Source organism: Candidatus Allofournierella merdipullorum, assembly GCF_048426865.1.
Taxonomy (GTDB): Bacteria; Bacillota; Clostridia; order Oscillospirales; family Ruminococcaceae; genus Allofournierella_A; species Allofournierella_A merdipullorum.
Genome location: NZ_DBFNWJ010000014.1, coordinates 11730 through 34282, shown reverse-complemented (window position 1 = coordinate 34282; position 22553 = coordinate 11730). Strand labels below are relative to the sequence as shown.

Genomic DNA, 22553 nt, shown 5'->3' with positions numbered 1-22553 from the left:
GCCCATGGCCGGCACACTCTATATCGTGGCGACCCCCATCGGCAACCTGGAGGACATGACCCCCCGGGCCGCCGCCACCTTCGGCAGCGTGGATTTCATCGCCGCCGAGGACACCCGGGTCACCCTGAAACTGCTGAACCACCTGGGGCTGAAAAAGCCGCTGGTGAGCTATTACGAACACAACCTCAAGGAGCGGGGCCGCTACATTCTGGACCGCATCCAGGCGGGCGAAAACTGCGCCCTGTGTTCCGACGCGGGCATGCCCGCCATCTCCGACCCCGGCGAGGTCATCGTCACCGACGCCCTGGCCGAGGGCATCAAGGTGGTGCCGGTGCCGGCGGCCAGCGCCTGCGTCACCGCCCTGGCGGTGAGCGGCCAGGCCACCGGGCGCTTTGTGTTCGAGGGCTTTCTGCCCACCAATCTGCGCCAGCGCAAGGAGCGGCTGGACAAGCTCAAAGGCGAGGAGCGCACCGTCATCTTCTACGAAGCGCCCCACAAGCTGCGCATGACCCTGGGCCACCTGCTGGAGACCTTTGGCCCCGACCGCAGCATCACCCTGGCCCGGGAGCTGACCAAGCTCCACGAAGAGGTGGTCAAGACCACCCTGGGCGCGGCGGTGGAATATTACGAGAGCAACAACCCCCGGGGCGAGTATGTGCTGGTGATGGCCGGCGCGTCGCCGGAGGAGAACCGGCCCCAGCCCCCCACCCTGGACCAGGCGGCTGAAACCGCCCGCGCCCTGATGGAGGGCGGCATGAGCGCCAGCGCCGCGGCGAAACAGGCGGCGCAGAATACCCCGTTCAGCAAAAGCCAGATCTACCGGCTGCTGACGCGGCAGGAGGAAGACGAATGAAAACCATCCTTGTACTTTCCGACACCCACGGCTCGGCCAGCGCCTTCACCCGGGTGGCGGCGAAAAACCCGGGGGCCGACGCCCTGATTTTCCTGGGCGACGGCTGCAAAGATCTGGAAAAGGTGCAGGAGCAGCTGCCCATGCCGGTCTACCCGGTGCACGGCAACTGCGACTTCGGCGCCCTGGAGCCGGGCGAGGGCCTGGTGGCCTTTGAGGGCGTGCTGTTCTACTACGTCCACGGCCATCAGTACAACGTCAAATGCGGCTACGAGGACCTGGCCCGCAACGCCATCTGCCGGGGCGCGGACGTGGCCCTGTTCGGCCACTCCCACTGCCCGGACCTGGTGCAGCTGGATAAAGTGACCCTGTTCAACCCGGGCAGCGCGGCGCTGCCCCGCACCGGCCGGCCCACCTACGGCCGCATCACGGTGGAGCAGGGCAAGGCCCCGGTGTTCGAGCATCTGGAGATGCCGGACTATGAGTGAGCCGAAGCTGACAGCGCTGCCCCAGGCGGACAGCACCAATCTTTACTGCAAGGCCCATCTTTCCCAGATGGGCCATTTTGACGCGGTGTGGACCACCTGCCAGACGGCGGGCCGGGGCCGGCGGGGCCATGTGTGGCAGAATGCGCCGGGCGAGGCCCTCTATTACACCATCCTGTTCAAGGAACCGCTGGCCGACCCGGCCTGCCTGTCGCTGGCCTCGGGGCTGGCGGCAGCCCGGGCGCTGGAGGAGTGCTTCGGGGCAGAGTGCGCCCTCAAGTGGCCCAACGACCTGCTGCTGGGCGGCAAAAAGGCGGTGGGCATCCTCTGCGAGGGCTTCGGCGGCGCCTTTGTCAGCGGCATCGGGGTGAACCTGGGCCAGACGCCGGAATTTTTCGCCGCCGCCGGCCTGCCCCACGGGGTGAGCGTGGCGGGGCATCTGGGCCGTCCCCTGCCCCCCGACGCGCCCCAGCGGCTGGCCCAAAGCCTCAGCCGCCATTTCATGGAGGACGCCGACCTGCGGGCTTTTTACCGGGAAGGCTTCGGCCCCCTGCGGGCGGACTACCTGCCCCGCTGCGTGAACCTGGGCCGGCAGGTCTGGTTCGAGGGCGGTGAGGGCGTGGCCGAGACGGTGGACGAGCAGGGCCGGCTGGTGGTGGCCGCCCAGGGCGGTCTGCGGCATGTGCTCAGCGGCGAAGTGAGCGTGAAAGGCATCTACGGCCGGGTGTGACCGGCGTGTGCCCCGCATTTGCCGCCGGTCGCGCGAAAAAGGGCAAAAAACAGGATTCACAAAATGTTAACAATGGCTTCAAAATTCTTCCTTAACTTATGGGTATACTAAAATCACAGAACACGGAGCCGCAACCGCTGTTCTGTACATGATTCCTCCTCACACCAAAGCGATACCCCTTAACCGCCTCCCCGTGGTCCGCAAACACGGGGAGGCAATTTTTTTACGCTCCGCCCGGCCCATCTCCTGCTGCCGGCTGTGCCGGCCGCGGCACTGCCGCCGCGTAGTGCGCCTCGGAGCGAACACGCTGCACGGTGCGAGGGCAGCGTGTCCGAAACGCCGCGTGCGGCGGCGGACAGCGACGCGGCCACCCCCGCGCCAAATTCCTTGACCCCTGCGCCGCTCGGGCAGGAACAGGGGCGGCTTTGCGGGAAATGCTCCGCCCGGCCCTCCCCACCGCACGCGGCATCCCGGACATTTTCCACGCCGACGGAAAATGTCCGTTCTGATGCGCACTACGTGGGGAGGCCCGGGCTTCGCCTCGGCTTGCGGTGCCTTTTGCGTCCGTCCGCTCGGCCCTCTCTGCCGCCCCCCTCCCCCGCTGTTGGAATTTATGTCGAAATCTGCTACAATAAAAATACGACTTCCGTCGGCCGCGGCGGGCGCAAACCGTTTGCGCCCCCTTTCCCGGCTGGCCTGAAAACACACACCGCCGCTCCCGTGCGGGGCAGCGGCAAAAGGAGGATATGAGCTATGCAAAACTATTCCGGCGAAGAAGGCCTGCAGTACCATCTTCAGATCCGCCCCGGCGACGTGGGCCGTTATGTGCTGCTGCCCGGCGACCCCAAGCGCTGTGCCAAGATCGCGGCCTACTTTGACAACGCCCGCCTCGTGGCCGACAGCCGCGAGTACGTCACCTACACCGGCACCCTGGACGGCGTGCCCGTGAGCGTCACCTCCACCGGCATCGGCGGCGCGTCCGCCTCCATCGCCATGGAAGAGCTGCACAAGTGCGGCGCCGACACCTTCATTCGTGTGGGCACCTGCGGCGGCATGGAGATGAAGGTAAAGGGCGGCGACATCGTGGTGGCCACCGGCGCCATCCGCATGGAGGGCACCAGCAAGGAATACGCCCCCATCGAGTTCCCCGCCGTGGCCGACCTGCAGGTCACCAACGCCCTGGTGGATTCCGCCCGGGAGCAGGGCTTTACCTGCCACGCCGGCGTGGTGCAGTGCAAGGACGCCTTCTACGGCCAGCACGAGCCCGAGACCAAGCCCGTGAGCTATGAGCTTCAGAACAAGTGGCAGGCCTGGCTGCGTCTGGGCTGCCTTGCCAGCGAGATGGAATCCGCCGCCCTGTTCACCGTGGCCGCCTGGCTGCGGGCCCGGGTGGGCTCCACCTTCCTGGTGGTGGGCAATCAGGAGCGGGAGGCCGCCGGTCTGGACAACCCCATCGTCCACGACACCGACGCCGCCATCCGCGTTGCGGTGGGTGCGGTGCGCCGCCTCATCGCCCAGGACAAGGAAGCCCAGGGCTGAGAGCGGCCCCAAAGCCCTCAGAACGAACAGAACGGGCGGGAGCACCCAAGGGTGCTCCCGCCCGTTTCGTCGTTTTAAAGGCCCTCTCAGCCCTGCTGGCGAAGGGCAGCCGCCACCGGCTCCACTTCCACCTTTTTGTCCTCCAGAAAGTGATTGGTCTTCAGCCAGGCCAGGAAGGTCTTTTCGGTGTAGTGCCCGGTGGATCGGGGCAGACTCAGCGAAGCGCCGGCGTTGGTGAACACCACAACGGTCTCCACCGGCACGTTTTTCAGCTTCGCGGCGAACAGCACGTCCCGCACCGCCCGGGCGCTCTTGCCCGCCCGGGTCATGGGGTTCTCAAAGGTGCGGCGGCCCTGGGGCAGCACCTGGGTCCACTCTTCCTGGTCCAGGCTGCCGTAGACCTCGCCGCCGTAGCCCAGGCACTTCACGCCCAGCACGCCGAACCAGCCCACCAGCAGGAAGTCCAGGTCGGCGGCGTCCTTCGAGCCCTGCAGCGCCACCGGAGCGATGACGGCGTAGTCCTCGGCGGCGGCAAAGCGGCGCACCGCCCGCAGGATCTGGTCCGCGCCCTTGTGCTCGTCGTCGGGCATCGCGCCCTGTTTCTTTCCGGCGGGCGCAGCGGCGGAAACGCCCTGCTGCTTCTGGCGGAACAGGCCGATCACATACATGGTCACGGCAAAGGCCAGCAGGCCTGCGCCCACCACGATGATAACAAAGATCAAAACGTTCAGGTCCATAGAACTATCCTCCCGCCGCCTCCGGGCGGCTGCTCAAAATGCTTAATAGCACCATTGTAGCAAATCCCGGCCCCCATTGCAACCGAGCCGCTCCACCGTCCCCGGGATACAAAAAAAGAAGGACATCCTTTCGGATGTCCTTCTTGGTGCGCTGGAAGAGATTCGAACTCCCGACCTTCTGATTCGTAGTCAGACACTCTATCCAACTGAGCTACCAGCGCAGGTGCAAGATATATATTACCATTGACATAGGGGTTTGTCAACGGTTTTTTGAAAAAAATTCAAATTTTTTTTCGAAAAGCCAGAAAAGGCAGATCTGCCCGGCGGCGGGCGGGGTTGTAGGATGTCTCTTTCACCCAGCGGCGAGCGGGGTGGCCAGGTGCACTTCCGCGCGGTGGCGGGCAGTCGTCGGAGGGCCTCTTCCTCCAGCGACGGGCGAGGTTCTCGGGCGCCTCTCCCCGGCGGCGGGCGGCCGACGGCTTCCTCGTTCGCGGGAAGGCAGGCAGCTGACAGGAGGCCCTCCCCCGCCCTGCGTCGGGCCGTCCGTTATGCGTCTTTTTCGTCCTGTGCCGACGGGCAGCCGCCGCACGCCACTCCCGCCCTGCGTCCCGTTTCTTTTGCCGCCTCCGTGCCGGACGGTTTCTCCGGCCCCTGCGGCCCTCTCCCCCGCCCTGCCCGGCAGAGAAAAAGCCCGGCCGCCCCTTTCGGAGCGGCCGGATCTTGTTCATTTCGCTGTCAGGCGAGGATGCTCAGGTGAGCGATCAGGCCTGGGGACGGCCGAACTGGCAGTCGTTGTTGCCGGAATCGGAAGTCCACATCTCCAGCATGTTCAGAGGATCGTTGAAGTCCATCAGCCAGCCGTTACGGGCAACGTCGAAGTTGCCGGCCTTACGGTCGTTCAGGAACACGTTCCACTCCATCTCGGAGATCTGCATGTCGATGCCAACAGCAGCCATATCGGCCTGGATGGCCACGGCCACGTCAACGTTGCCGCCCGGGGTGTTCACCAGGTAGGTGAAGCTCAGCGGGGTCTCGGCGCTCAGCATGCCGCTCTCATCGAACTTGTAGCCGATGGACTCCATCATCTCGATGCCCTTGGCCACGTTGTCCTCAAAGGCCTCGGCGGAGGGATCGTAGTAGTCCTTGTTCTTGAACTCGCCGCCATTGCCGTCCAGGCAGCCGGCGGGGATGAAGGAACCGGCGGGCACCTGATCGGCCTGGCCCACGTTGGTGACCAGGTAGTCACGGTCGATGAACAGGGCCAGAGCCTTGCGCAGGGTGGCAGCATCCTCGGGGCTCATGCCGTCGAACATGGGGCTGTTGACGTTGAAGGACACGTAGTAGGTGCCCAGGGTGCCGATCACGCGGTACTCGGGGTTGCCCTGCAGGCCGGCGATCTCAGCGGTGGGAACACCGTCGGAGAAGTCCAGGTCGCCCGCATTGTAGGCGGCGAAGGTGGCGGTCTCGTCGCTGGAGAGCATGAACTCCTGCTTCTCGATCTTCACCTCGTCGGCGCGGTGGTAGTTGGGGTTCTTCTCGTAGGTCATGGAGCTGTTGTGGTTCCACTCGGTCAGAACGTAGGCGCCGTTGCAGACGAAGTTCTCACCGGGCTCCAGAGCCCAGGCGCCGGGGTTGTTGCCCTCGGGATCGGCAGCCTCAACGGCCTCCTGATACACAGGGAAGTAGGTGGGGAAGGCGCACAGATCCAGGAAGTACGCGCAGGGGAAGGCCAGCTCAACGGTCAGGGTCTTGCCGTCTTCAGAAGCGGTAACAGCCAGCTGGGCGTCGGGGTTGACCAGGTTGCCGTCGGCGTCCATCTTGGTCATCTCGTCGTAGCCCTTGATGGGGGAGAACATGTAAGCATAGTCGGAAGCGGTCATGGGGTTCACGGCACGGTTCCAGCTGTAAACAAAGTCAGAAGCGTCCAGAGTCTCGCCGTTGGACCACTTCAGGCCGTCCTTCAGGGTGAAGGTGTAGGTCAGGCCGTCCTCGCTGACCTCGTAGGTGTCAACCAGATCGGGGACCTGCTCGTGGTCGGCGTTGTAGGTGAACAGGCCGGAGAAGGCGTTGATGGCCAGGATAGCGCCGTCAACGGTGCTGTTCAGCGCGGGGTCCAGCTTGTCGGGCTCGGAAGCCAGATACAGGTGCAGGGTGTCGCTGCCGTTGCCCAGCTCGGCGAACATGAAGTACTTGTAGCCGAACGGAGTCCAGTACACGTTGGTCAGGTAGTCCTTCTGCAGGTAGATGTCGGTGTAGAAGTACAGGGGCAGGATGGCGCCGGTGTCCATCAGGATGTCCTCAGCCTGATGCATCAGCTCAGCGCGCTTTGCCAGGTCGGTCTCGGTGCGGATCTGGTCGATCAGCTCGTCGTAGACGCCCCAGCCATTGACGGGATCAACGAAGTTCTCGTTGGTCGCTTCGGGCTGAGAGGTGGACTCGGAAGCCGGGGTGCTGGAAGGAGCAGGGGTCGAGCCGCAGGCGACCAGACCGAAGCACATGACCAGCGCCAGAACGAGTGCGGTCAGCTTTTTCATGGGTATACCTCCATTTGTTTTTTGGGCTGAAAGCCCGTTTATCAAATCACGGCCCGGCAAGAAAAACGGGTCGGGACTTGCCAAGAGGGATATTCGCCGGAACTTACTTGTTCCAGCAGGCCACCATGTGGCCGTTGCCCCGGTCGGTCAGCGGTGGACGCTGGGCCGCGCACTGCTCGGTGGCGTAGCGGCACCGGGTGCGGAAGGGGCAGCCGGTGGGCGCCTTCAGGGGGCTGGGCACGTCGCCCTCCAGCACGATGCGCTTGCGCTCGCGGGCGATCTTGGGATCGGGCATGGGCACGGCGCTCAGCAGCGACTGGGTGTAGGGGTGGATGGGGTTGTTCATCAGCTCACCGGCCTCAGCCAGCTCCATCATCTTGCCCAGATACATCACGGCGATGCGGTCGGAGATGTGGTTCACCACCAGCAGGTCGTGGGCGATGAACAGATAGGCCACGCCCAGCTTGTGCTGCAGGTCCTCGAACATGTTGACCACCTGCGCCTGAATGGACACGTCCAGAGCGGACACAGGCTCGTCGCAGACGATGAAGCGGGGGTCCACCGCCAGGGCGCGGGCGATGCCGATGCGCTGGCGCTGGCCGCCGGAGAACTCGTGGGCGTAGCGGGTGGCGTGCTCGGCGTTCAGGCCCACCAGCTCCATCAGGTGCAGCACCTTCTCGCGGCGCTCGGCCTTGGTGGTGTAGAGCTTGTGCACGTCCAGAGGCTCACCGATGATGTCCTCAACGGTCATGCGGGGGTTCAGGGAAGAGTAGGGATCCTGGAACACCATCTGCATCTGCTTGCGGTAAGGCAGCATGTTCACGGTGGTGACCTTGCCCTTCACGGGGTTGCCCTTGGCGTCCACCTTGGGCTCGCCGTTCTCGTCCAGGTCGCCGGCGTCAAAAATGACTTCGCCGTTGTATTTGATGCGGCCGCCGGTGGGCTGGTACAGCTGCAGAAGGCTGCGGCCCACGGTGGTCTTGCCGCAGCCGGACTCGCCCACCAGGCCCAGGGTCTCGCCGGGCTTGATGGCGAAGGAAACGTCGTCCACCGCCTTCAGCGGGGTGGTGGAGGCGAAGCCGGTGCGGATGGGGAAATACTGTTTCAGGTGCTCGACTTCAACAAGATACTCGCTGCTCATGCGTCGGCGCCTCCTTCCTCGACGACGATGGGATCAAAGACCCACTCGCCGCCCTCGTTTTTCACCCATCCGGTGGCGGCCTGCACCGCGTCGGCGCTCTCGCCGGCAGCGGCCATCTCGGCGGCCTTGTCCTTCAGGGCCAGGTCGTTCAGCCAGCAGGAAGCCAGATGATCCTGGCCCACCCGGCGTTCCACGGGAACGTAGTCCAGGCACACCTTCATGGCCTTGTCGCAGCGGGTGCAGAAGGCGCAGCCCGCGGGCATATTCAAAAGGTTGATGGGGTTGCCGGCAATGGGCACCAGCCGCTCCTTCATCCGCTCGGTGCTGGGGATGGAGCGCAAAAGGCCCTTGGTGTACTCGTGGCTGGGGTTGTAGAAGATCTCGTCGGCGGTGCCGCGCTCGCACACACGGCCGCCGTACATCACGATGATCTCATCGCACATGGTGGCAATGACGCCCAGGTCGTGGGTGACCATGATGATGGCCATGCCCAGCTTCTTCTGCAGCTCCTGCATCAGTTCCAGGATCTGCGCCTGGATGGTCACGTCCAGAGCGGTGGTGGGCTCGTCGGCGATGAGGATGTCCGGCTCACAGGCCAGGGCCATGGCGATCATCACGCGCTGGCGCATACCGCCGGACAGCTCATAGGGATACTGCTTCACGCGCTTGGCGGGCTCGTTCACGCCCACCAGGGTGAGCATCTCGATGGCGCGGGCCTTGGCCTCGGCGCCCCGCTTGTCGGTGTGCAGGCGGATGGCCTCCTCCAGCTGGTTGCCGATGGTGAACACCGGGTTCAGGCTGGTCATGGGGTCCTGGAAGATGATGGAGCAGCACTTGCCCCGGAAGCCCGCCATCTGGTGGCGGTTCCACTTGGTGATGTCCTGGCCCTTGTACTCAACGCTGCCGCCGGTGATGCGGCCGTTGTCCGCCAGGATCTGCATGATGGAATAAGCGGTCACAGATTTGCCGGAGCCCGACTCACCCACGATGCCCAGCACCTTGCCGGCATCCAGGTTGAAGGAAACGCCGTTGACCGCGTGCACCTCGCCGTTGTCGGTGGTGAAGGAGGTGTGCAGGTCCTTGACCGATAAAAGATGTTCACTCATGTACCATTACCTCCTCAGCTTGGGATCGAAGGCGTCCCGCAGACCGTCGCCGAGCAGGTTCAGCGACAGAACGATCAGGCAGATCATCAGCGCGGGGAACACCAGCTGGAAGGGGTACGCCTGAAGAGCGCCGCGGGCCTCGTTGGCGAGACTGCCCAGAGAGGGCATCGGCTGGGACACGCCCAGGCCAAGGAAGCTCAGGTAGCTCTCAGTGAAGATAGCGGAAGGCACCTGCAGGGCCACGGAAATGATGATGACCGACAGGCAGTTGGGCAGGATGTGCTTGCGAAGGATGCGGCTGGGCTTGGTGCCGATGGTGCGGGCCGCCAGAACGTACTCGTTCTCCTTGATGGTCAGGATCTGGCCGCGGACCAGACGGGCCATGCCCACCCAGTAGAGCAGACCGAACACGATGAACAGCGAGAGCATGTTGGTGCCCAGTTTCGCGAACACCGTGCCGGTGATGGCGGCGCCCAGCGTTTCTCGCAAGACCACCGACAGCAATATGACCATCAGAAGGTCCGGCAGAGAATAGATGATGTCGCAGATACGCATCATCACAAGGTCCACCTTGCCGCCGGCGTAACCGGCGATGGCGCCGTAGAGCACGCCGATGATCATGACCAGGATGCTGGCGAACAGGCCGACGGACAGCGACACGCGGGTGCCGTAGATCACGCGGGCGAAGTAGTCGCGGCACATTTTATCGGTGCCGAAGATGTGGGGGAACAGCTGTTCGCCGGTCTCCTCCATGTATTTCAGTTCGTTTTCGGACCAGGTGAAGGGGGCGAGGTTCGCAGCGGTCTTGTCGCGCTTGCCGCCCACCTTCAGAATCTCGTCGTAGCCGTAGGGGATGACCATGGGGGCCACGATGATGGTGATGATCAGCAGCACCAGAACGATGATGGCGCCCACCGCCAGGGGGTTGCGCATGAGTTTCTTCATGCCGTCCCGGAAGAAGGTGGTGGATTCGCTCATGACCTCCTGCTGGCTTTTTTCTTCCTCGGAGGCGGGGTTGAATTTCGCCAGGTCGATCTGGCTGCTGAGCAGATGCTTTTTAAGCGGTTTGTTCATAATCCGTATCCGTCTCCTTAGTCGAAAGTGATGCGCGGGTCGATGAGCTTGTACACGATGTCCGTGATGAGGTTCGCAGTCACCATCAGGATGGCCAGGAAGATGGTCACGCCCATGATCAGGGTGTAGTCCCGGTTGTTGATGGAGGTCACGAAGTACGAGCCCAGGCCGCCGGTGGAGAAGATGGTCTCCACCACCATGGAGCCGGTGATGATGAACGCCACCATGGGGCCAACATAGGTGACCACAGGGATGAGGGCGTTGCGAAGGGCGTGTTTGAAGATGACTTTATAGCTGGCCACGCCCTTGGCACGGGCGGTGCGGATGTAGTCCTGATTCAAAGCGTCCAGCATGCTGGTCTTGGTCAGACGGGTGATGTAGGCCATGGGGTACATCGAAAGGCTGATGACCGGCAGGATGTAGCTGGGATCCTGAGCGCTCCAGGCGGGCACCCAGCCCAGCTGGATGGAGAACACCAGCAGCAGCAGGGTGGCCAGCACGAAGCTGGGAGCCGAGGTGGCCAGAGTGGTGAAGAACACGATGATTCGGTCGATGACCTTGCCGCGGTTCAGCGCGGCGATGGAACCCAGCACCAGGCCGAATGCCACGGCCACCACCGCGGCGGACAGGCCCAGCTTTGCGCTGACCTGCATGCCGGTCATGATGGTGCCGAACACGTCGCGGCCGGTCTTGAGGCTGACGCCGAAGTCATGGTGCAGAAGCAGCTGCTTCATGTAGTTCACATACTGCACCGGCACGGGCTGGTCCAGCCCGTAGCGGGACTCCAGCGCCGCCATAACGGCGGGGCTGAGCGCCTTTTCCGAGCTGAACGGGCCGCCCGGAATGGCGTACATCGAGAAGAAGGTGATGGCGCTGACGATGAAGATGGTCAAGATCGCCAGAAGTACGCGCTTCACCACGTATTTTGCCATAAGATCACTCCTTACCTGCTTGAGGCACCGCGTGCGGCAACCACGCGATGCACCGGCTGCGGCAACCAGCCGGGAGGCCGTCCTTTTCGCAAACACCACTGTCCGCAGAGCGCGAACAAGTGAGGTAACAAAAAAAGCGCCATTCCCCGCGGGCGGCCGCCGGCGCCCGGAACTGCCCACCCTTCGGATACAGGACCTTCGGCGCCCGCGCGCCCGCGCAAAAGCCTGGACACGCTGCAACAGCAAACAAATTGTCTCTTTATTCTACCTCTTTTGTATCGGTTTGTCAATTTTCCTGGGGGAAAAACCCAAATCTGCGGGGCATTTCACTCCTTTAGCAGAGTAATCGACCAAACTGATTTCTTATTATAATGTAATCCCCTGCTCCCGTCAAGAAAAAAACAGGATTTTTTGCTTTTAAGGGGTGATTTTTCCGCCGTGGGCGCACAGGAGTGGACAAAAAGCCGGGCTTTTTTCAAAAAAGGCTTGTTTTGTGTTCACCGTGTTACTATAATAAAGGAAAAATTTCTGAAAGAAGGCAGAGTCCCATGCTGAACATCACCGTGCAAAAGAACGCTTCGCCCAAGCAAAAACCCGCCGACGAGACGAAACTGGGCTTCGGCAAGCTGTTCACCGATCATATGTTTCTGATGGATTACACCGCAGGCGAAGGCTGGCACGACGCCCGCATCGTGCCCTACGGCCCCCTGCCCATGGACCCGGCCACCACGGTGTTCCACTACGCCCAGGAGATTTTTGAGGGCATGAAAGCCTACCGCACCGCCGAGGGCAAGGTGCAGCTGTTCCGGCCGGACTGCAACGCCGGCCGCTTCAACGACTCGGCGGACCGTCTGGGCATGCCGCCCATCCCCACCGAGGACTTTGTGCAGGCGGTGAAGGCGCTGGTGGATGTGGACCGGGACTGGGTGCCCCACTCGGACGGCGCGTCGCTGTACATCCGGCCCTTCTGCATCGCCACCGACATCGGCCTCGGGGTGCACGCGGCGAAGAACTACCTGTTCGTCATCATCTGCTCGCCCTCCGGCGCCTACTACGCCGAGGGCCTGGACCCGGTGCGCATCTATGTGGAGGACGAGTACATCCGCGCCGCGCCGGGCCTCACCGGCTTCTGCAAGTGCGGCGGCAACTATGCGGCCTCCATCAAGGCGGGCGAAAAGGCCGAGGAGCTGGGCTTCAGCCAGGTGCTGTGGCTGGACGGCGTGGAAAAGAAATATGTGGAAGAAGTCGGCTCCATGAACATCATGTTCAAGATCGACGGCAAAATCTACACCGCCGCCTGCACCGGCACGGTGCTGCCCGGCGTGACCCGCCGCTCCATCATTGAGCTGCTGAAGGACTGGGGCTATGAGGTCATCGAGGGCCCGCTGGCCATCGCGGACGTGATGAAGGCCGCCGACGAGGGCAAGCTGGAAGAAGTGTTCGGCACCGGCACCGCGGCGGTCATCAGCCCGGTGAAGGAGCTGGACTGGGAGGGCAAGGCCGCCTACATCGGCGGCGGCAAGATCGGCCCCCTCACCCAGAAGCTCTACGACACCCTCACCGGCATCCAGTGGGGCCGCCTGCCCGACGAAAAGGGCTGGACGGTGCCCGTGGAATAAAGAATCACACAGCAAAAGCCCCCCGGAAGGTTTCCGGGGGGCTTTTTTTCATGTGGGGGTTCAGCCGGGCACGCAGTCCAGCACCGCCTGGGCGATGGCGCCGCCCTCGGCCCACAGGCCCAGGTCGCCGGCGCAGCTCTGATACTCGGTGGGGCTGCTCACGAAGCCCGTTTCCAGCAGCACCGCCGGGCAGATGTTGGAGCGGGTGACGTAGAAGTAGTTGTAGAACACGCCCCGCGCCTGGCGGCCGGTGGCGTCGGTCACCCGGTCCACCAGGGCCTGGGCCAGCGGCTTGCCCTCGGTGTAGAACCAGTAGCACTCGGTGCCCACCAGTTCGTCGGCGTCCTTGTCCAGCAGGGTGCTGTTGTGGTGCACCGAGATGAAGAAGTCGGGCGCGGCGTCGTTGAGCATCTTCACCCGGTCGCCCAAAGACGGGAAGGTGTCGTCCGAGCGGGTCATCAGCACCGTGGCCCCCAGCTGTTCCAGCCGGTACTTGGCCGCCAGCGCCTGGGCCAGGTTCAGGTCCTTTTCCTGGGGAATGTCCTCGCTGGGCGAACCCACGGCGCCCATGTCGGTGCCGCCGTGGCCCGGGTCCAGCATCACCGTCACCCCGGTGAGGGGGCCGGTCTCGGCGTCCGAGCGCTGAGGCTGGTGCTTGAGCAGGATCTGGGTTCCGCCCTCGGCGGTGTAGCGCACATGATAGCCCCAGAGGGGGTCGGCGTCGTTGAACACGAAGTGCAGCGAGAAACCGCCCTCCTCGGTGGGCTGGGCAGTCACGGTGGCCCCGCCGAAGCCCAGGTCAGCGGGCATCTCGCCGCTGAACGAGGCGGACAGGAAGGTGAGGGTCAGCTCGTTGCCCTCCCAGCTGTGGGTGTAGAGGGGGGTGCCGGAGCCGCCGAAGGTGAACACTTCCATGTTGCCCTCGGTGGTGCGCTCGGCGCCGGTGAAGGCCGCGTCGGGGGTGGAAGAATCCAGCAGCTCGCAGTCCTTGGCCAGGATGTAGCCGCCGTTCTCCAGCTGATAGGCGTAGGTGCGGCGGTTCGAGCGCACAAAGGAGACGCTCTTCTTCACCGTGGCCACCGCCCCTTCGTAGGCGGTCATCTGGATGGAGTCGCTGTTGGTGTAGTCCTCCAGCAGGCTGGCCAGCGGCTCGGTGATGCGCAGCTTCTGGCCGGGGGCCGCGGCCACGCTGCCGTCCGGCCGGGCCGCTCCGGAACCGCCGCCGGAATAGGTGGAACGGGTCACCGTGATGGTGACGGTGTTCTCTCCCTGCACGGCGGTGATGTCGTTGGCGCCCATGTTCAGCGGCACCAGCAGGCCCCACACGCCCATGTCGCCGGTGCGCTCCACCGGCGTGCCGTTCACCGAAAGGGGCTGGTCCGGGTCAGAGGTGCCGATGAGGTAGACGTTCTCGGAGTAAAGGGTCACCGCCGGGTCCGGCGAGATGATGGACAGGGTGCGGGGCACCTCCTTGGCCAGCACGTCCGGCAGCGCCTCGCCGCCGGCAAAGCGCAGGGCCACCGCGGCGTCGTTGCCGTCCGCCAGCAGGCTGCCCAGCCGGCCCAGCACCATGCCGTTGCCTTCCTGCAGCTGCCAGGCCGCCGCCAGCAGGGCCGCGTCGCCGTCCTTGCGCAGCAGCGCCGGGGCCTTGCCGTCCTCGGTCAGGTCCACATAGGTCACCAGCGTGGAGCGGGGCCCCGTTTCCTCCCCCGTCTCGGCGGTCTGCGCCTCGGCCTCGGCCTTCGCCGCGCTCACGGCGGCGGCGCTGGCCTCGTCCAGCCCGTAAAGGGCCAGTTTGTAGTCCTTCGCGGCCTTTTCCAGCCATTCGGGCAGCGCGACGCCCTGGGCCAGCGGCGGGCCGCTGTCATCGGTGGCGATGAGGGCCACCTGCATGTCCCGCTCCTTCGCCTGCTTCATCAGATGCTTCACAGGGTCGAATTTGGAGAGGAACCGGTCGTTCCCGGTCACCGCGGCGGCGGTGGACACCGCCAGGTCCTTGCCCTTCACCCGGAAGAGCACCTGGGCGGGGTCGCCGTCCACCCGGCCGGAGAGCAGCACCGTGTTGGCCCCCAGCGCCGCCGCTTCGTCCAGCGTGCTTTCCAGATAGGCCTGCTGCTCCTCGGTGGTGCGGGCGGTGGAGAAATAGCTGCTCCAATCCTCGGCCAGCACAACGGCTTTCATGTCTTTCGGCGCGCGCATGTCCGGCGTGCCCAGCGAGCCGATGCCCCGCACCAGCAGCACCAGCAGCCACACAAGGCCCGCCAGCGCCGCCAGCGCCACCACGGCCAGCACTGCCGCCAGCGCCCGCCGCCGTCTGTATTTCGTTTTCATCAGGTTCTCCCCCTCCCGCCGCGCTCTGGGGCGCGAAAGATGTCGATATATAGTTCCATTATAGCACAAAGGCCCCGCCGCTGGTATGAACGTTCTGTGAAGAGCCGGTGGAACATTCTGGCGGCGGGCGGGCGCTACCTTTATATATATGGACGGGCCCGCTGTTTTTTGCCCGGGGAATGTGCTATACTGAATGGAAAACCAGCGACAAAGGAGAGTCTCATTCCATGAAGGTACCGGCAAAGGGGTTCACCCACGGAGGCAAATTCCACGCGGACGACGTGTTCGCCACGGCGCTGCTGCGCATCCTGCGCCCGGATTTTGCGGTGCAGCGGGGCTTCGAGGTGCCGGAAAACTTCGACGGCATCGTCTACGACATCGGCGGCGGCATGTTCGACCACCACGACGCCGACCGGGCCGAGCGCCCCAACGGGGTGCCCTACGCGGCCTTCGGCCTTTTGTGGAAGGTGTTCGGCCCCCAGCTGGTGGGCGAGCATCAGGCCCGCCTGCTGGACGAGAACTTCGTGCAGCCGCTGGATCTGAACGACAACACCGGCGAGGACTGCCTGCTGGCGGAGGCCATCGGCGGCTTCAACCCCCTGTGGGACTCCAAGGACGACCCCGACGCCTGCTTTGCCCGGGCGGTGGACTTTGCCCAGGTGATTTTGCAGAACAACATCGACGGAGCCAACGCGGTGAACCGTGCGGACGCGCTGGTGAAAAAGGCGCTGGACCGGATGGAGAACGGGGTGGTGGTGCTGCCCTGCTACGCCCCCTGGAAAAACGCCCTCTACCGCTCCGACGCCCGCTTTGTGGTCTACCCCAGCCAGCGGGGCGGCTGGGCGGCCCAGTGCGTCAACGACCGGCTCACCCGGCGGCCCAAGCGGCCCTTCCCCCAGGGGTGGGCGGGCCAGCCCCCGGAGGAACTGGCGAAGCGCAGCGGCATTGCCGACCTGCGCTTTTGCCACGCCAGCCGCTTCATGATCACCGCCGACACCAAAGAGAGCGCCATCGCCGCCTGCCGCATCGCCGACGGCCGCCGCTGAAAGGAGCCCCTTCCCATGCCCGTCTGCTATGTCTATATGGTGCGCTGCGAGGGCGGCGCCCTCTACACCGGCTGGACCAACGACCTGCTCCGCCGCCTGGCCGCCCACCAAAGGGGCAAGGGCGCAAAATACACCCGTGCCTTCGGGGCGGCCAGCCTCGCCTGGGCGGAGGCTCTGCCCGATAAAAGCGCCGCCCTGCGCCGGGAGGCCGCGGTGAAAAAACTGCCGAAGGCCCAAAAGGAGGCCCTGACCGCCGCCTTCGACCCCGCCCGGTTCGTGCTGCTGCGCCCGGCAAAGCCCGCCGACGCGGCCAAAGTTCTGGAAATTTTCGGCTGGTATGTGAAAAACAGCACCGCCTCTTTCCTTTACGAAGTGCCCTCCGAGGCCGAGTACCGCCGCTCCATCGCCGCCACCCGGCGGGTGCTGCCCTACATCCTCGCGGAAAACGCCTTGGGCCAGCCCCTGGGCTACGCCTGCGCCCACCCCTGGCGCTACGGCCGGGACGCCTACGCCTGGGACACCGAGACCACCATCTATCTGGCCCCCGCCGCCCGGCGGCTGGGCCTGGGCACCATGCTCTACAACGGCCTGCTGGCGGCGCTGGCCCAGCAAGGCTACCGCAATGCCTACGCCGTGCTGGCCGACCCCAACCCCGAAAGCGAGGCCTTCCACACCGCCTTCGGCTTCGTCTGCGAGGGGCGGCAGGCCCGCACCGGCTACAAGAACGGCTGGCAGGGGGTCAGCTACTGGCTGCTGGATCTTGCCGACCCCGCCGCCGACCCCGACGCACCCCCTGTTCTCCCCGCTCCCCTGCCCGCCGGCCGGCTGGAGGACATCCTCGCCGCCGCCCGCCTGGGCGCAGGCTGGCGTGCCATCGCCGGGCGCTGAATTTTTGAATCGCCCTCATTGCCGACCCAGCCCGCGCCCTCACCGCCCGCCCTGCCCGCGCGATGAATTTTTTCAAACCGCCCGCCGGCGGCGAGCGTTCGTCCGCCGCGCAAAAACAAAACGCTCCTTTTTGACAAAACGCCCAAAAGAGGCCCGTTTTTGCGGGCCTCTTTTTCTGTGTTGAAAGTACAAAACTCATACTTTTGCCCCTTGACAAACCCTGTTCCGGATGTATAATTAGCCATATTATTTGAATATTTATTCGAAAAATATGCAAAAAACATCGGGTTTGCGGCCCGAAAAGAAGGAGTTGCGGCATTATGAAAAAGCAGTATAATAAAGTCGTTCTGGCCTACTCCGGCGGGCTGGACACCTCCATCATCATCCCCTGGCTGAAGGAGAACTACGGCTGCGAGGTCATCGCCGTCGCGGGCGACGTGGGCCAGGGCGACGAGCTGGAGGGCCTGGAAGCCAAGGTCATGGCCACCGGCGCGTCCAAGCTCTATGTGGCGGACCTGAAAAAGACCTTCGTGGAGGACTACATCTGGCCCACCCTGAAGGCAGGCGCGAAGTACGAGACCTACCTGCTGGGCACCAGCTTTGCCCGCCCCCCGCTGGCAAAGCGGCTGGTGGAGATCGCCCTGGCGGAGGGCGCCGAGGCCATCTGCCACGGCTGCACCGGCAAGGGCAACGACCAGGTGCGTTTTGAGCTGGCCATCAAGGCCTTCGCGCCCCAGCTGGCGGTCATCGCCCCCTGGCGCGAGTGGAGCATCAAGAGCCGCGAAGAGGAGATCGAGTACGCCGAGGCCCACAACATCCCCCTGAAGATCAGCCGCGAGACCAACTACTCCAAGGACAAGAACCTGTGGCATCTGTCCCACGAGGGCCTGGATTTGGAGAGCCCCGCCAACGAGGCCCCGCTGCTGAAAGAGGGCTTTCTGGAGCTGGGCGTGGCTCCCGAGCAGGCGCCCGACACCCCCACCTATGTGACCATCCACTTTGAAAAGGGCATCCCCACCGCGCTGGACGGCGTGGAGATGGAGTCGGTGGCGCTGGTGGAAAAGCTCAACGAGCTGGGCGGCAAAAACGGTGTGGGCATTCTGGACATCGTGGAGAACCGTCTGGTGGGCATGAAGAGCCGCGGCGTCTACGAGACCCCCGGCGGCACCATCCTCTACACCGCCCACGACCTGCTGGAGAGCATCACCCTGGACAAGGAGACCGGCCACTTCAAGGCCATCGCCGCCCAGAAGTACGCCGACCTGGTCTATAACGGCCAGTGGTTCACCCCCCTGCGCGAGGCGCTGGACGCCTTCGTGGACTCTACTCAAGCCACGGTGACCGGCGACGTGAAGGTCAAGCTCTACAAGGGCAACGTGACCCCCGCCTCCATCACCTCCCCCTACACCCTCTACGACGAGCAGACCGCCAGCTTCGGCGAGGACGACGACTACAACCAGGCGGACGCGGCCGGCTTCATCAATCTGTTCGGCCTGTCCATCAAGGAGCGGGCGAAGCTGTCGAAAAACTGGAACAAATAAGATAAGGAGCGTTCGACCATGCAGCTGTGGCAGGGACGGTTCACCAAAGCGGTGGACAGCCGCGTAAACGACTTCAATTCCTCCATCCGGTTCGACCGGCGCATGGCCGTGCAGGACATCACCGGCAGCATGGCCCACGCGGCCATGCTCACCGGCCAGGGCATCATCTCCGAGGCGGACGGCGCGGCCATTCAGCAGGGGCTGGAAGGCATCCTGGCCGACCTTGAGAGCGGGGCCCTTTCCATCGACCCCGCCGCCGAGGACATCCACACCTTTGTGGAGGGCGAGCTGACCAAGCGCATCGGCGACGCGGGCAAGCGGCTGCACACCGGCCGCAGCCGCAACGACCAGGTGGCGGTGGACCTGCGCCTGTTTCTGCGGGACGCGGCAGGCACCCTCAATGAAAAGATGGCCGCCCTCTGCGACGCGCTTTTAAAACAGGCCGCCGCCCACGCGGCGGACGTGATGCCCGGCTACACCCATCTGCAGCGGGCCCAGCCGGTCACCTTCGGCCACCACCTGCTGGCCTATGTGCAGATGCTGCTGCGGGACATGGACCGCCTTGCCGACTGGAAAAAGCGGATGAACCTGTGCCCTCTCGGGTGCGGCGCGCTGGCGGGCACCACCTACCCCATCGACCGCCACGCCACCGCCGCGGCGCTGGGCTTTGACGGCCCCTGCGAGAACAGCCTGGACGGCGTGTCCGACCGGGATTTCTGCATCGAGCTGGCGGCGGACATCGCCACCTGCATGGTGCACCTGTCCCGCCTTTCGGAGGAGATCATCCTCTGGTGCAGCTGGGAGTTCAAGTTCATCGAGCTGGACGACGCCTTTACCACCGGCTCCTCCATCATGCCCCAGAAGAAGAACCCCGACGTGAACGAGCTCATCCGGGGCAAAACGGGGCGGGTCTGCGGCGATTTGACCACCCTGCTGGTGATGATGAAGGGCCTGCCCCTGGCCTACAACAAGGACATGCAGGAGGACAAAGAGGCCATTTTCGACGCGGTGGACACCCTCGACCTCTGTCTCACCACCCTGGCCCCCCTCATCGACACCATGAAGGTGCTGCCCCAGAACCTGCGGGCGGCGGCCTCCAAAGGCTTCATCAATGCCACCGACTGCGCCGACTATCTCACCAAAAAGGGAATGCCCTTCCGGGACGCCTACAAGCTCACCGGTCAGCTGGTGGCCCTGTGCATCAAGGGCGGCCTCACGCTGGACACCCTGCCTCTGGCCCAGTACAAGGCCATGAGCGACCTCTTTGAGGAGGACGTCTACGCCGCCATCGACCTTGGCGCCTGCTGCGCGCTGCGCCGCAGCTTCGGCGGCCCCGCCCCCGAGAGCGTGCAGGCCCAGCTGGAAAGCGCGAAAGCGAAGCTGGCGCAGTACCGCGAGTTCTAAACAAAACGACCGCCGGCCGGGGAAAACCCACGGCCGGCGGTCGTTGTATATGCTTGCTGTTTTTGGGGGAAACAGAGAGGATGTCATTCGTGGTCGTGGGCGTGGCAGCAGCCGCAGTCCCCGGTGCAGAAGGCGGCGGCGTCATAGGAAACGCCGTGCTTGTCGTAGTAGTCCTTCACGGCGGCCTTCACCGCCTCCTCCGCCAGCACCGAACAGTGGATCTTGTGGGCGGGCAGGCCGTCCAGCGCCTCCACCACCGCTTTGTTGGAGAGCTCCAGCGCCTCACTGAGGGGCTTGCCCTTGATCATCTCGGTGGCCATGCTGCTGGTGGCGATGGCCGACCCGCAGCCGAAGGTGATGAAGGAAACGTCCTCGATGACGCCGTCCTTCACTTTGATGTACATCCGCATGATGTCGCCGCACTTGGCGTTGCCCACCTCGCCGATGCCGTCGGCGTCCTCCATCTTGCCCATGTTCCGCGGGTTGCGGAAGTGGTCCATCACCTTGTCAGAGTATAACATAGTTTCTCTCTCCTTTTTCCAGTTCGTCCCACACGGGGCTGCAGGCCCGCAGGTAGTCCACCACCCGGGGCACTTCCTTCAGAATGTGCTCCACGTCGGCGTCGGTGTTCAATTCGCTCAAAGAAAGCCGCAGCGAGCCGTGGGCCACCTCGTGGGGCCGGCCGATGGCCAGCAGCACGTGGCTGGGGTCCAGCGACCCGGAGGTGCAGGCCGACCCGCTGGAAGCGGCGATGCCCGCTTCGTCCAGCATCAGCAGCAGGCTCTCGCCCTCGATGCCCTCAAAGCAGAAGTTCACGTTGCCCGGCAGGCGCGGCTCGGCCGCGCCGTTCAGCGCCGCGTGGGGAATGGCCGAAAGCCCGGCGATGAGCTTGTCCCGCAGGGCGCTCACTTTGGCGGCGTTCTCCTCCAGATGGGCGCAGGCTTCCTCCAGCGCGGCGGCCATGCCCGCGATGGCGGGCAGATTCTCGGTGCCCGCCCGACGGCGGCGCTCCTGGGCCCCGCCGTGGATGAGGGGGACCACCGGCACGCCCTTGCGCACATACAAAGCGCCCACGCCCTTGGGGCCGTGGAACTTGTGGCCGGAAAGGCTGAGCATGTCGATGTGCATCGCCTTCACGTCGATGGCGATGTGCCCCGCCGCCTGCACCGCGTCGGTGTGGAACAGCACCCCCGCCTGCCGGCAGATCTCGCCCAGCCGGGCGATGGGCTGGATGGTTCCGATCTCGTTGTTGGCGAACATGATGCTCACCAGCGCCGTGTCCGGCCGCAGGGCCGCCGCCAGGTCCTCCGGGCGCACCAGGCCGTCGGAGTGCACCGGCAGCAGCGTCACCTCAAAGCCCTCGGTCCGCAGCGCGTCCAGCGTGTGCAGGATGGCGTGGTGCTCAAAGGCGGTGCTGATGATGTGGCGTTTGCCCTTCTTCGCGCCAAAGGCCGCCGCGCTGCGCAAGGCCTGGTTGTCCGCCTCGCTGCCGCCGGAGGTGAAGATGATCTCCCCCGCCTCGGCCCCCAGACACCCGGCCACCCGGGCGCGGGCGTCGCTCAGCGCCTCCTCGGCCAGCTGGCCGAAGGTGTACAGGCTGGAGGGGTTGCCCCACAGCTTGTCCATGGCGTCGATCATGGCCGCCCGCGCCGCCGGCGAGACGGGCGTGGTGGCCGCGTTGTCTGCATAAATCATAGGATGAAACTCCTTTTTCTCATTAAAACCTATAAACCTTGTGGGTTTATGCCTCTATCATACGCGCAAATTCCTATAATGTCAATAGGGAATTTGCGAAAACGGCTTGCCAAAGCCATAAAAGGTGTGGCATAATAGTGCAAAAGAAAGGCCGAAGGAGGCGAAGAGCGATGGTGGTATCCAGCAAAGGGCGGTATGCGCTGCGGGTGATGGTGGAGCTTGCGGCGGCGCCCGAGGGGGAGTATCTGCCCCTGGCGCGCATCAGCGAGGAGCAGGGCATCTCGGAAAAATATCTGGAGGCCATCTTTGCGCCGCTGGCGAAGGCGGGCTTTGTGGAGGGTCAGCGGGGCAAGAACGGCGGCTACCGGCTCACCCGCCCGCCCCGGGAGTACACGGTGGACAGCATCCTGCGCCTGACGGAAAAAACGCTGGCGCCGGTGGCCTGCATGGCCGAGGGCGCGCCGGCCTGCGGCCGGGCGGGGGTGTGCACCACCCGGGCACTGTGGCACGGGCTGGACAAGCTCATCGCGGACTATCTGTGCAGCGTGACCCTGCAGGACCTGGCGGAGGGCAAGGTGCCTCCGGCGGCGAAGGGCTGACGCGCAGCGAAAAAAAGGCGGAGCGCGTCCCAAAAGCCTCAAGGAAAAAAGGCGGCCGCCCCCTGCCCCGCCGCGGGCATTTTACCCCGTGTTTCGCGTTGACGCGGCCCGCCAAACCTGTTATAATACAAATTGGCTTGTTCGCAAGCCAGCGAACACGGAGATGTACCCAAGTGGCCAGCGGGTCCGCACTCGAAAGACTCTCACCTTTTGGTCAATTTGTCCGCAAGGAATGGCTTAACAGTGGGCTTTTCCTTGGGTGCGCATCCGATTTTTCCTGCGTTATCTTGCATCGAAATCTT

19 protein-coding genes and 1 tRNA gene are annotated in these 22553 nt (G+C 64.4%); 10 read left to right on the top strand and 10 right to left on the bottom strand.

Annotation, left to right across the window (positions count from 1 at the left end; all coding sequences use genetic code 11):
* Positions 1-4: 4 nt before the first annotated feature.
* From rsmI to udp, 4 genes are all read left to right on the top strand, one after another.
* Positions 5-853: a 16S rRNA (cytidine(1402)-2'-O)-methyltransferase gene (rsmI, locus tag ACMNAY_RS02725; protein ID WP_418718299.1), complete on the top strand. Its 849-nt coding sequence runs from the start codon at positions 5-7 to the stop codon at positions 851-853.
* Positions 850-1338 (top strand): YfcE family phosphodiesterase, encoded by a 489-nt coding sequence (locus ACMNAY_RS02720; protein WP_418718298.1) that lies wholly within the window; start codon positions 850-852, stop codon positions 1336-1338. The genes rsmI and ACMNAY_RS02720 overlap by 4 nt, the downstream gene beginning before the upstream one ends.
* Complete coding sequence (locus ACMNAY_RS02715) at positions 1331-2065, top strand: biotin--[acetyl-CoA-carboxylase] ligase (protein WP_394977490.1); 735 nt, start codon at positions 1331-1333, stop codon at positions 2063-2065. The genes ACMNAY_RS02720 and ACMNAY_RS02715 overlap by 8 nt, the downstream gene beginning before the upstream one ends.
* 753 nt (positions 2066-2818) lie before the next feature.
* Positions 2819-3604, top strand: a complete 786-nt coding sequence (udp, locus tag ACMNAY_RS02710) for a uridine phosphorylase (protein WP_418718297.1) — start codon at positions 2819-2821, stop codon at positions 3602-3604.
* Positions 3605-3690: 86 nt separating this feature from the next.
* Here udp and ACMNAY_RS02705 read toward each other — a convergent pair whose 3' ends face one another.
* The 7 genes from ACMNAY_RS02705 to ACMNAY_RS02675 form a co-directional block, all read right to left on the bottom strand.
* Positions 3691-4341 (bottom strand): nuclease-related domain-containing protein, encoded by a 651-nt coding sequence (locus tag ACMNAY_RS02705; RefSeq protein WP_418718296.1) that lies wholly within the window; start codon positions 4339-4341, stop codon positions 3691-3693.
* A 144-nt stretch (positions 4342-4485) separates the two neighbouring features.
* Positions 4486-4562 (bottom strand) — tRNA-Arg (locus tag ACMNAY_RS02700).
* Positions 4563-5102: 540 nt separating this feature from the next.
* Positions 5103-6875 (bottom strand): ABC transporter substrate-binding protein, encoded by a 1773-nt coding sequence (locus tag ACMNAY_RS02695; RefSeq protein WP_418718295.1) that lies wholly within the window; start codon positions 6873-6875, stop codon positions 5103-5105.
* 103 nt (positions 6876-6978) lie between these two features.
* Complete coding sequence (locus tag ACMNAY_RS02690) at positions 6979-8016, bottom strand: ABC transporter ATP-binding protein (RefSeq protein WP_394977498.1); 1038 nt, start codon at positions 8014-8016, stop codon at positions 6979-6981.
* A complete protein-coding gene (locus tag ACMNAY_RS02685) occupies positions 8013-9122 on the bottom strand; it encodes an oligopeptide/dipeptide ABC transporter ATP-binding protein (protein WP_418718294.1) in 1110 nt (369 codons plus the stop codon). The genes ACMNAY_RS02690 and ACMNAY_RS02685 overlap by 4 nt, the downstream gene beginning before the upstream one ends.
* Positions 9123-9128: 6 nt before the next feature.
* Positions 9129-10196, bottom strand: a complete 1068-nt coding sequence (locus ACMNAY_RS02680; protein ID WP_418718293.1) for an ABC transporter permease — start codon at positions 10194-10196, stop codon at positions 9129-9131.
* 17 nt (positions 10197-10213) lie between these two features.
* Complete coding sequence (locus tag ACMNAY_RS02675) at positions 10214-11128, bottom strand: ABC transporter permease (RefSeq protein ID WP_394977504.1); 915 nt, start codon at positions 11126-11128, stop codon at positions 10214-10216.
* Positions 11129-11676: 548 nt separating this feature from the next.
* Between ACMNAY_RS02675 and ACMNAY_RS02670 the strand changes: the two genes are divergently transcribed.
* A complete protein-coding gene (locus ACMNAY_RS02670) occupies positions 11677-12747 on the top strand; it encodes a branched-chain amino acid aminotransferase (RefSeq protein ID WP_418718292.1) in 1071 nt (356 codons plus the stop codon).
* A 60-nt stretch (positions 12748-12807) separates the two neighbouring features.
* On the opposite strand, the gene ACMNAY_RS02665 is transcribed toward ACMNAY_RS02670, so the two are convergent.
* Positions 12808-15078 carry an N-acetylmuramoyl-L-alanine amidase gene (locus tag ACMNAY_RS02665; protein ID WP_418718291.1) on the bottom strand — a complete coding sequence of 757 codons (2271 nt, stop codon included), beginning with the start codon at positions 15076-15078 and terminating at the stop codon, positions 12808-12810.
* 227 nt (positions 15079-15305) lie between these two features.
* Here ACMNAY_RS02665 and ACMNAY_RS02660 point away from each other — a divergent pair, with 227 nt between their 5' ends.
* The 4 genes from ACMNAY_RS02660 to argH all read left to right on the top strand — a co-directional run bounded on the left by ACMNAY_RS02660 (position 15306) and on the right by argH (position 19957).
* Complete coding sequence (locus ACMNAY_RS02660) at positions 15306-16124, top strand: MYG1 family protein (protein WP_418718290.1); 819 nt, start codon at positions 15306-15308, stop codon at positions 16122-16124.
* A 15-nt stretch (positions 16125-16139) separates the two neighbouring features.
* Positions 16140-17012 (top strand): GNAT family N-acetyltransferase, encoded by an 873-nt coding sequence (locus ACMNAY_RS02655; protein ID WP_418718289.1) that lies wholly within the window; start codon positions 16140-16142, stop codon positions 17010-17012.
* Between the two features lie 320 nt (positions 17013-17332).
* Positions 17333-18553, top strand: a complete 1221-nt coding sequence (locus ACMNAY_RS02650) for an argininosuccinate synthase (RefSeq protein ID WP_418718288.1) — start codon at positions 17333-17335, stop codon at positions 18551-18553.
* An 18-nt stretch (positions 18554-18571) separates the two neighbouring features.
* Positions 18572-19957 (top strand): argininosuccinate lyase, encoded by a 1386-nt coding sequence (gene argH, locus ACMNAY_RS02645; protein WP_418718287.1) that lies wholly within the window; start codon positions 18572-18574, stop codon positions 19955-19957.
* Between the two features lie 83 nt (positions 19958-20040).
* Here argH and nifU read toward each other — a convergent pair whose 3' ends face one another.
* Both nifU and nifS read right to left on the bottom strand, forming a co-directional pair.
* Positions 20041-20478 carry a Fe-S cluster assembly scaffold protein NifU gene (nifU, locus tag ACMNAY_RS02640; RefSeq protein WP_394969434.1) on the bottom strand — a complete coding sequence of 146 codons (438 nt, stop codon included), beginning with the start codon at positions 20476-20478 and terminating at the stop codon, positions 20041-20043.
* Complete coding sequence (gene nifS / locus ACMNAY_RS02635) at positions 20465-21652, bottom strand: cysteine desulfurase NifS (protein ID WP_418718286.1); 1188 nt, start codon at positions 21650-21652, stop codon at positions 20465-20467. The genes nifU and nifS overlap by 14 nt, the downstream gene beginning before the upstream one ends.
* 170 nt (positions 21653-21822) lie before the next feature.
* Here nifS and ACMNAY_RS02630 point away from each other — a divergent pair, with 170 nt between their 5' ends.
* Complete coding sequence (locus ACMNAY_RS02630; protein ID WP_394977522.1) at positions 21823-22251, top strand: RrF2 family transcriptional regulator; 429 nt, start codon at positions 21823-21825, stop codon at positions 22249-22251.
* Positions 22252-22553 lie beyond the last annotated feature (302 nt).

Bases quoted from the DNA above. Each gene is read 5' to 3' on its own strand.
- rsmI (WP_418718299.1), top strand. From the start codon at position 5: ATGGCCGGCACACTCTATATCGTGGCGACCCCCATCGGCAACCTGGAG.
- ACMNAY_RS02720 (WP_418718298.1), top strand. From the start codon at position 850: ATGAAAACCATCCTTGTACTTTCCGACACCCACGGCTCGGCCAGCGCC.
- ACMNAY_RS02715 (WP_394977490.1), top strand. From the start codon at position 1,331: ATGAGTGAGCCGAAGCTGACAGCGCTGCCCCAGGCGGACAGCACCAAT.
- udp (WP_418718297.1), top strand. From the start codon at position 2,819: ATGCAAAACTATTCCGGCGAAGAAGGCCTGCAGTACCATCTTCAGATC.
- ACMNAY_RS02705 (WP_418718296.1), bottom strand. From the start codon at position 4,341: ATGGACCTGAACGTTTTGATCTTTGTTATCATCGTGGTGGGCGCAGGC.
- ACMNAY_RS02695 (WP_418718295.1), bottom strand. From the start codon at position 6,875: ATGAAAAAGCTGACCGCACTCGTTCTGGCGCTGGTCATGTGCTTCGGT.
- ACMNAY_RS02690 (WP_394977498.1), bottom strand. From the start codon at position 8,016: ATGAGCAGCGAGTATCTTGTTGAAGTCGAGCACCTGAAACAGTATTTC.
- ACMNAY_RS02685 (WP_418718294.1), bottom strand. From the start codon at position 9,122: ATGAGTGAACATCTTTTATCGGTCAAGGACCTGCACACCTCCTTCACC.
- ACMNAY_RS02680 (WP_418718293.1), bottom strand. From the start codon at position 10,196: ATGAACAAACCGCTTAAAAAGCATCTGCTCAGCAGCCAGATCGACCTG.
- ACMNAY_RS02675 (WP_394977504.1), bottom strand. From the start codon at position 11,128: ATGGCAAAATACGTGGTGAAGCGCGTACTTCTGGCGATCTTGACCATC.
- ACMNAY_RS02670 (WP_418718292.1), top strand. From the start codon at position 11,677: ATGCTGAACATCACCGTGCAAAAGAACGCTTCGCCCAAGCAAAAACCC.
- ACMNAY_RS02665 (WP_418718291.1), bottom strand. From the start codon at position 15,078: ATGAAAACGAAATACAGACGGCGGCGGGCGCTGGCGGCAGTGCTGGCC.
- ACMNAY_RS02660 (WP_418718290.1), top strand. From the start codon at position 15,306: ATGAAGGTACCGGCAAAGGGGTTCACCCACGGAGGCAAATTCCACGCG.
- ACMNAY_RS02655 (WP_418718289.1), top strand. From the start codon at position 16,140: ATGCCCGTCTGCTATGTCTATATGGTGCGCTGCGAGGGCGGCGCCCTC.
- ACMNAY_RS02650 (WP_418718288.1), top strand. From the start codon at position 17,333: ATGAAAAAGCAGTATAATAAAGTCGTTCTGGCCTACTCCGGCGGGCTG.
- argH (WP_418718287.1), top strand. From the start codon at position 18,572: ATGCAGCTGTGGCAGGGACGGTTCACCAAAGCGGTGGACAGCCGCGTA.
- nifU (WP_394969434.1), bottom strand. From the start codon at position 20,478: ATGTTATACTCTGACAAGGTGATGGACCACTTCCGCAACCCGCGGAAC.
- nifS (WP_418718286.1), bottom strand. From the start codon at position 21,652: ATGATTTATGCAGACAACGCGGCCACCACGCCCGTCTCGCCGGCGGCG.
- ACMNAY_RS02630 (WP_394977522.1), top strand. From the start codon at position 21,823: ATGGTGGTATCCAGCAAAGGGCGGTATGCGCTGCGGGTGATGGTGGAG.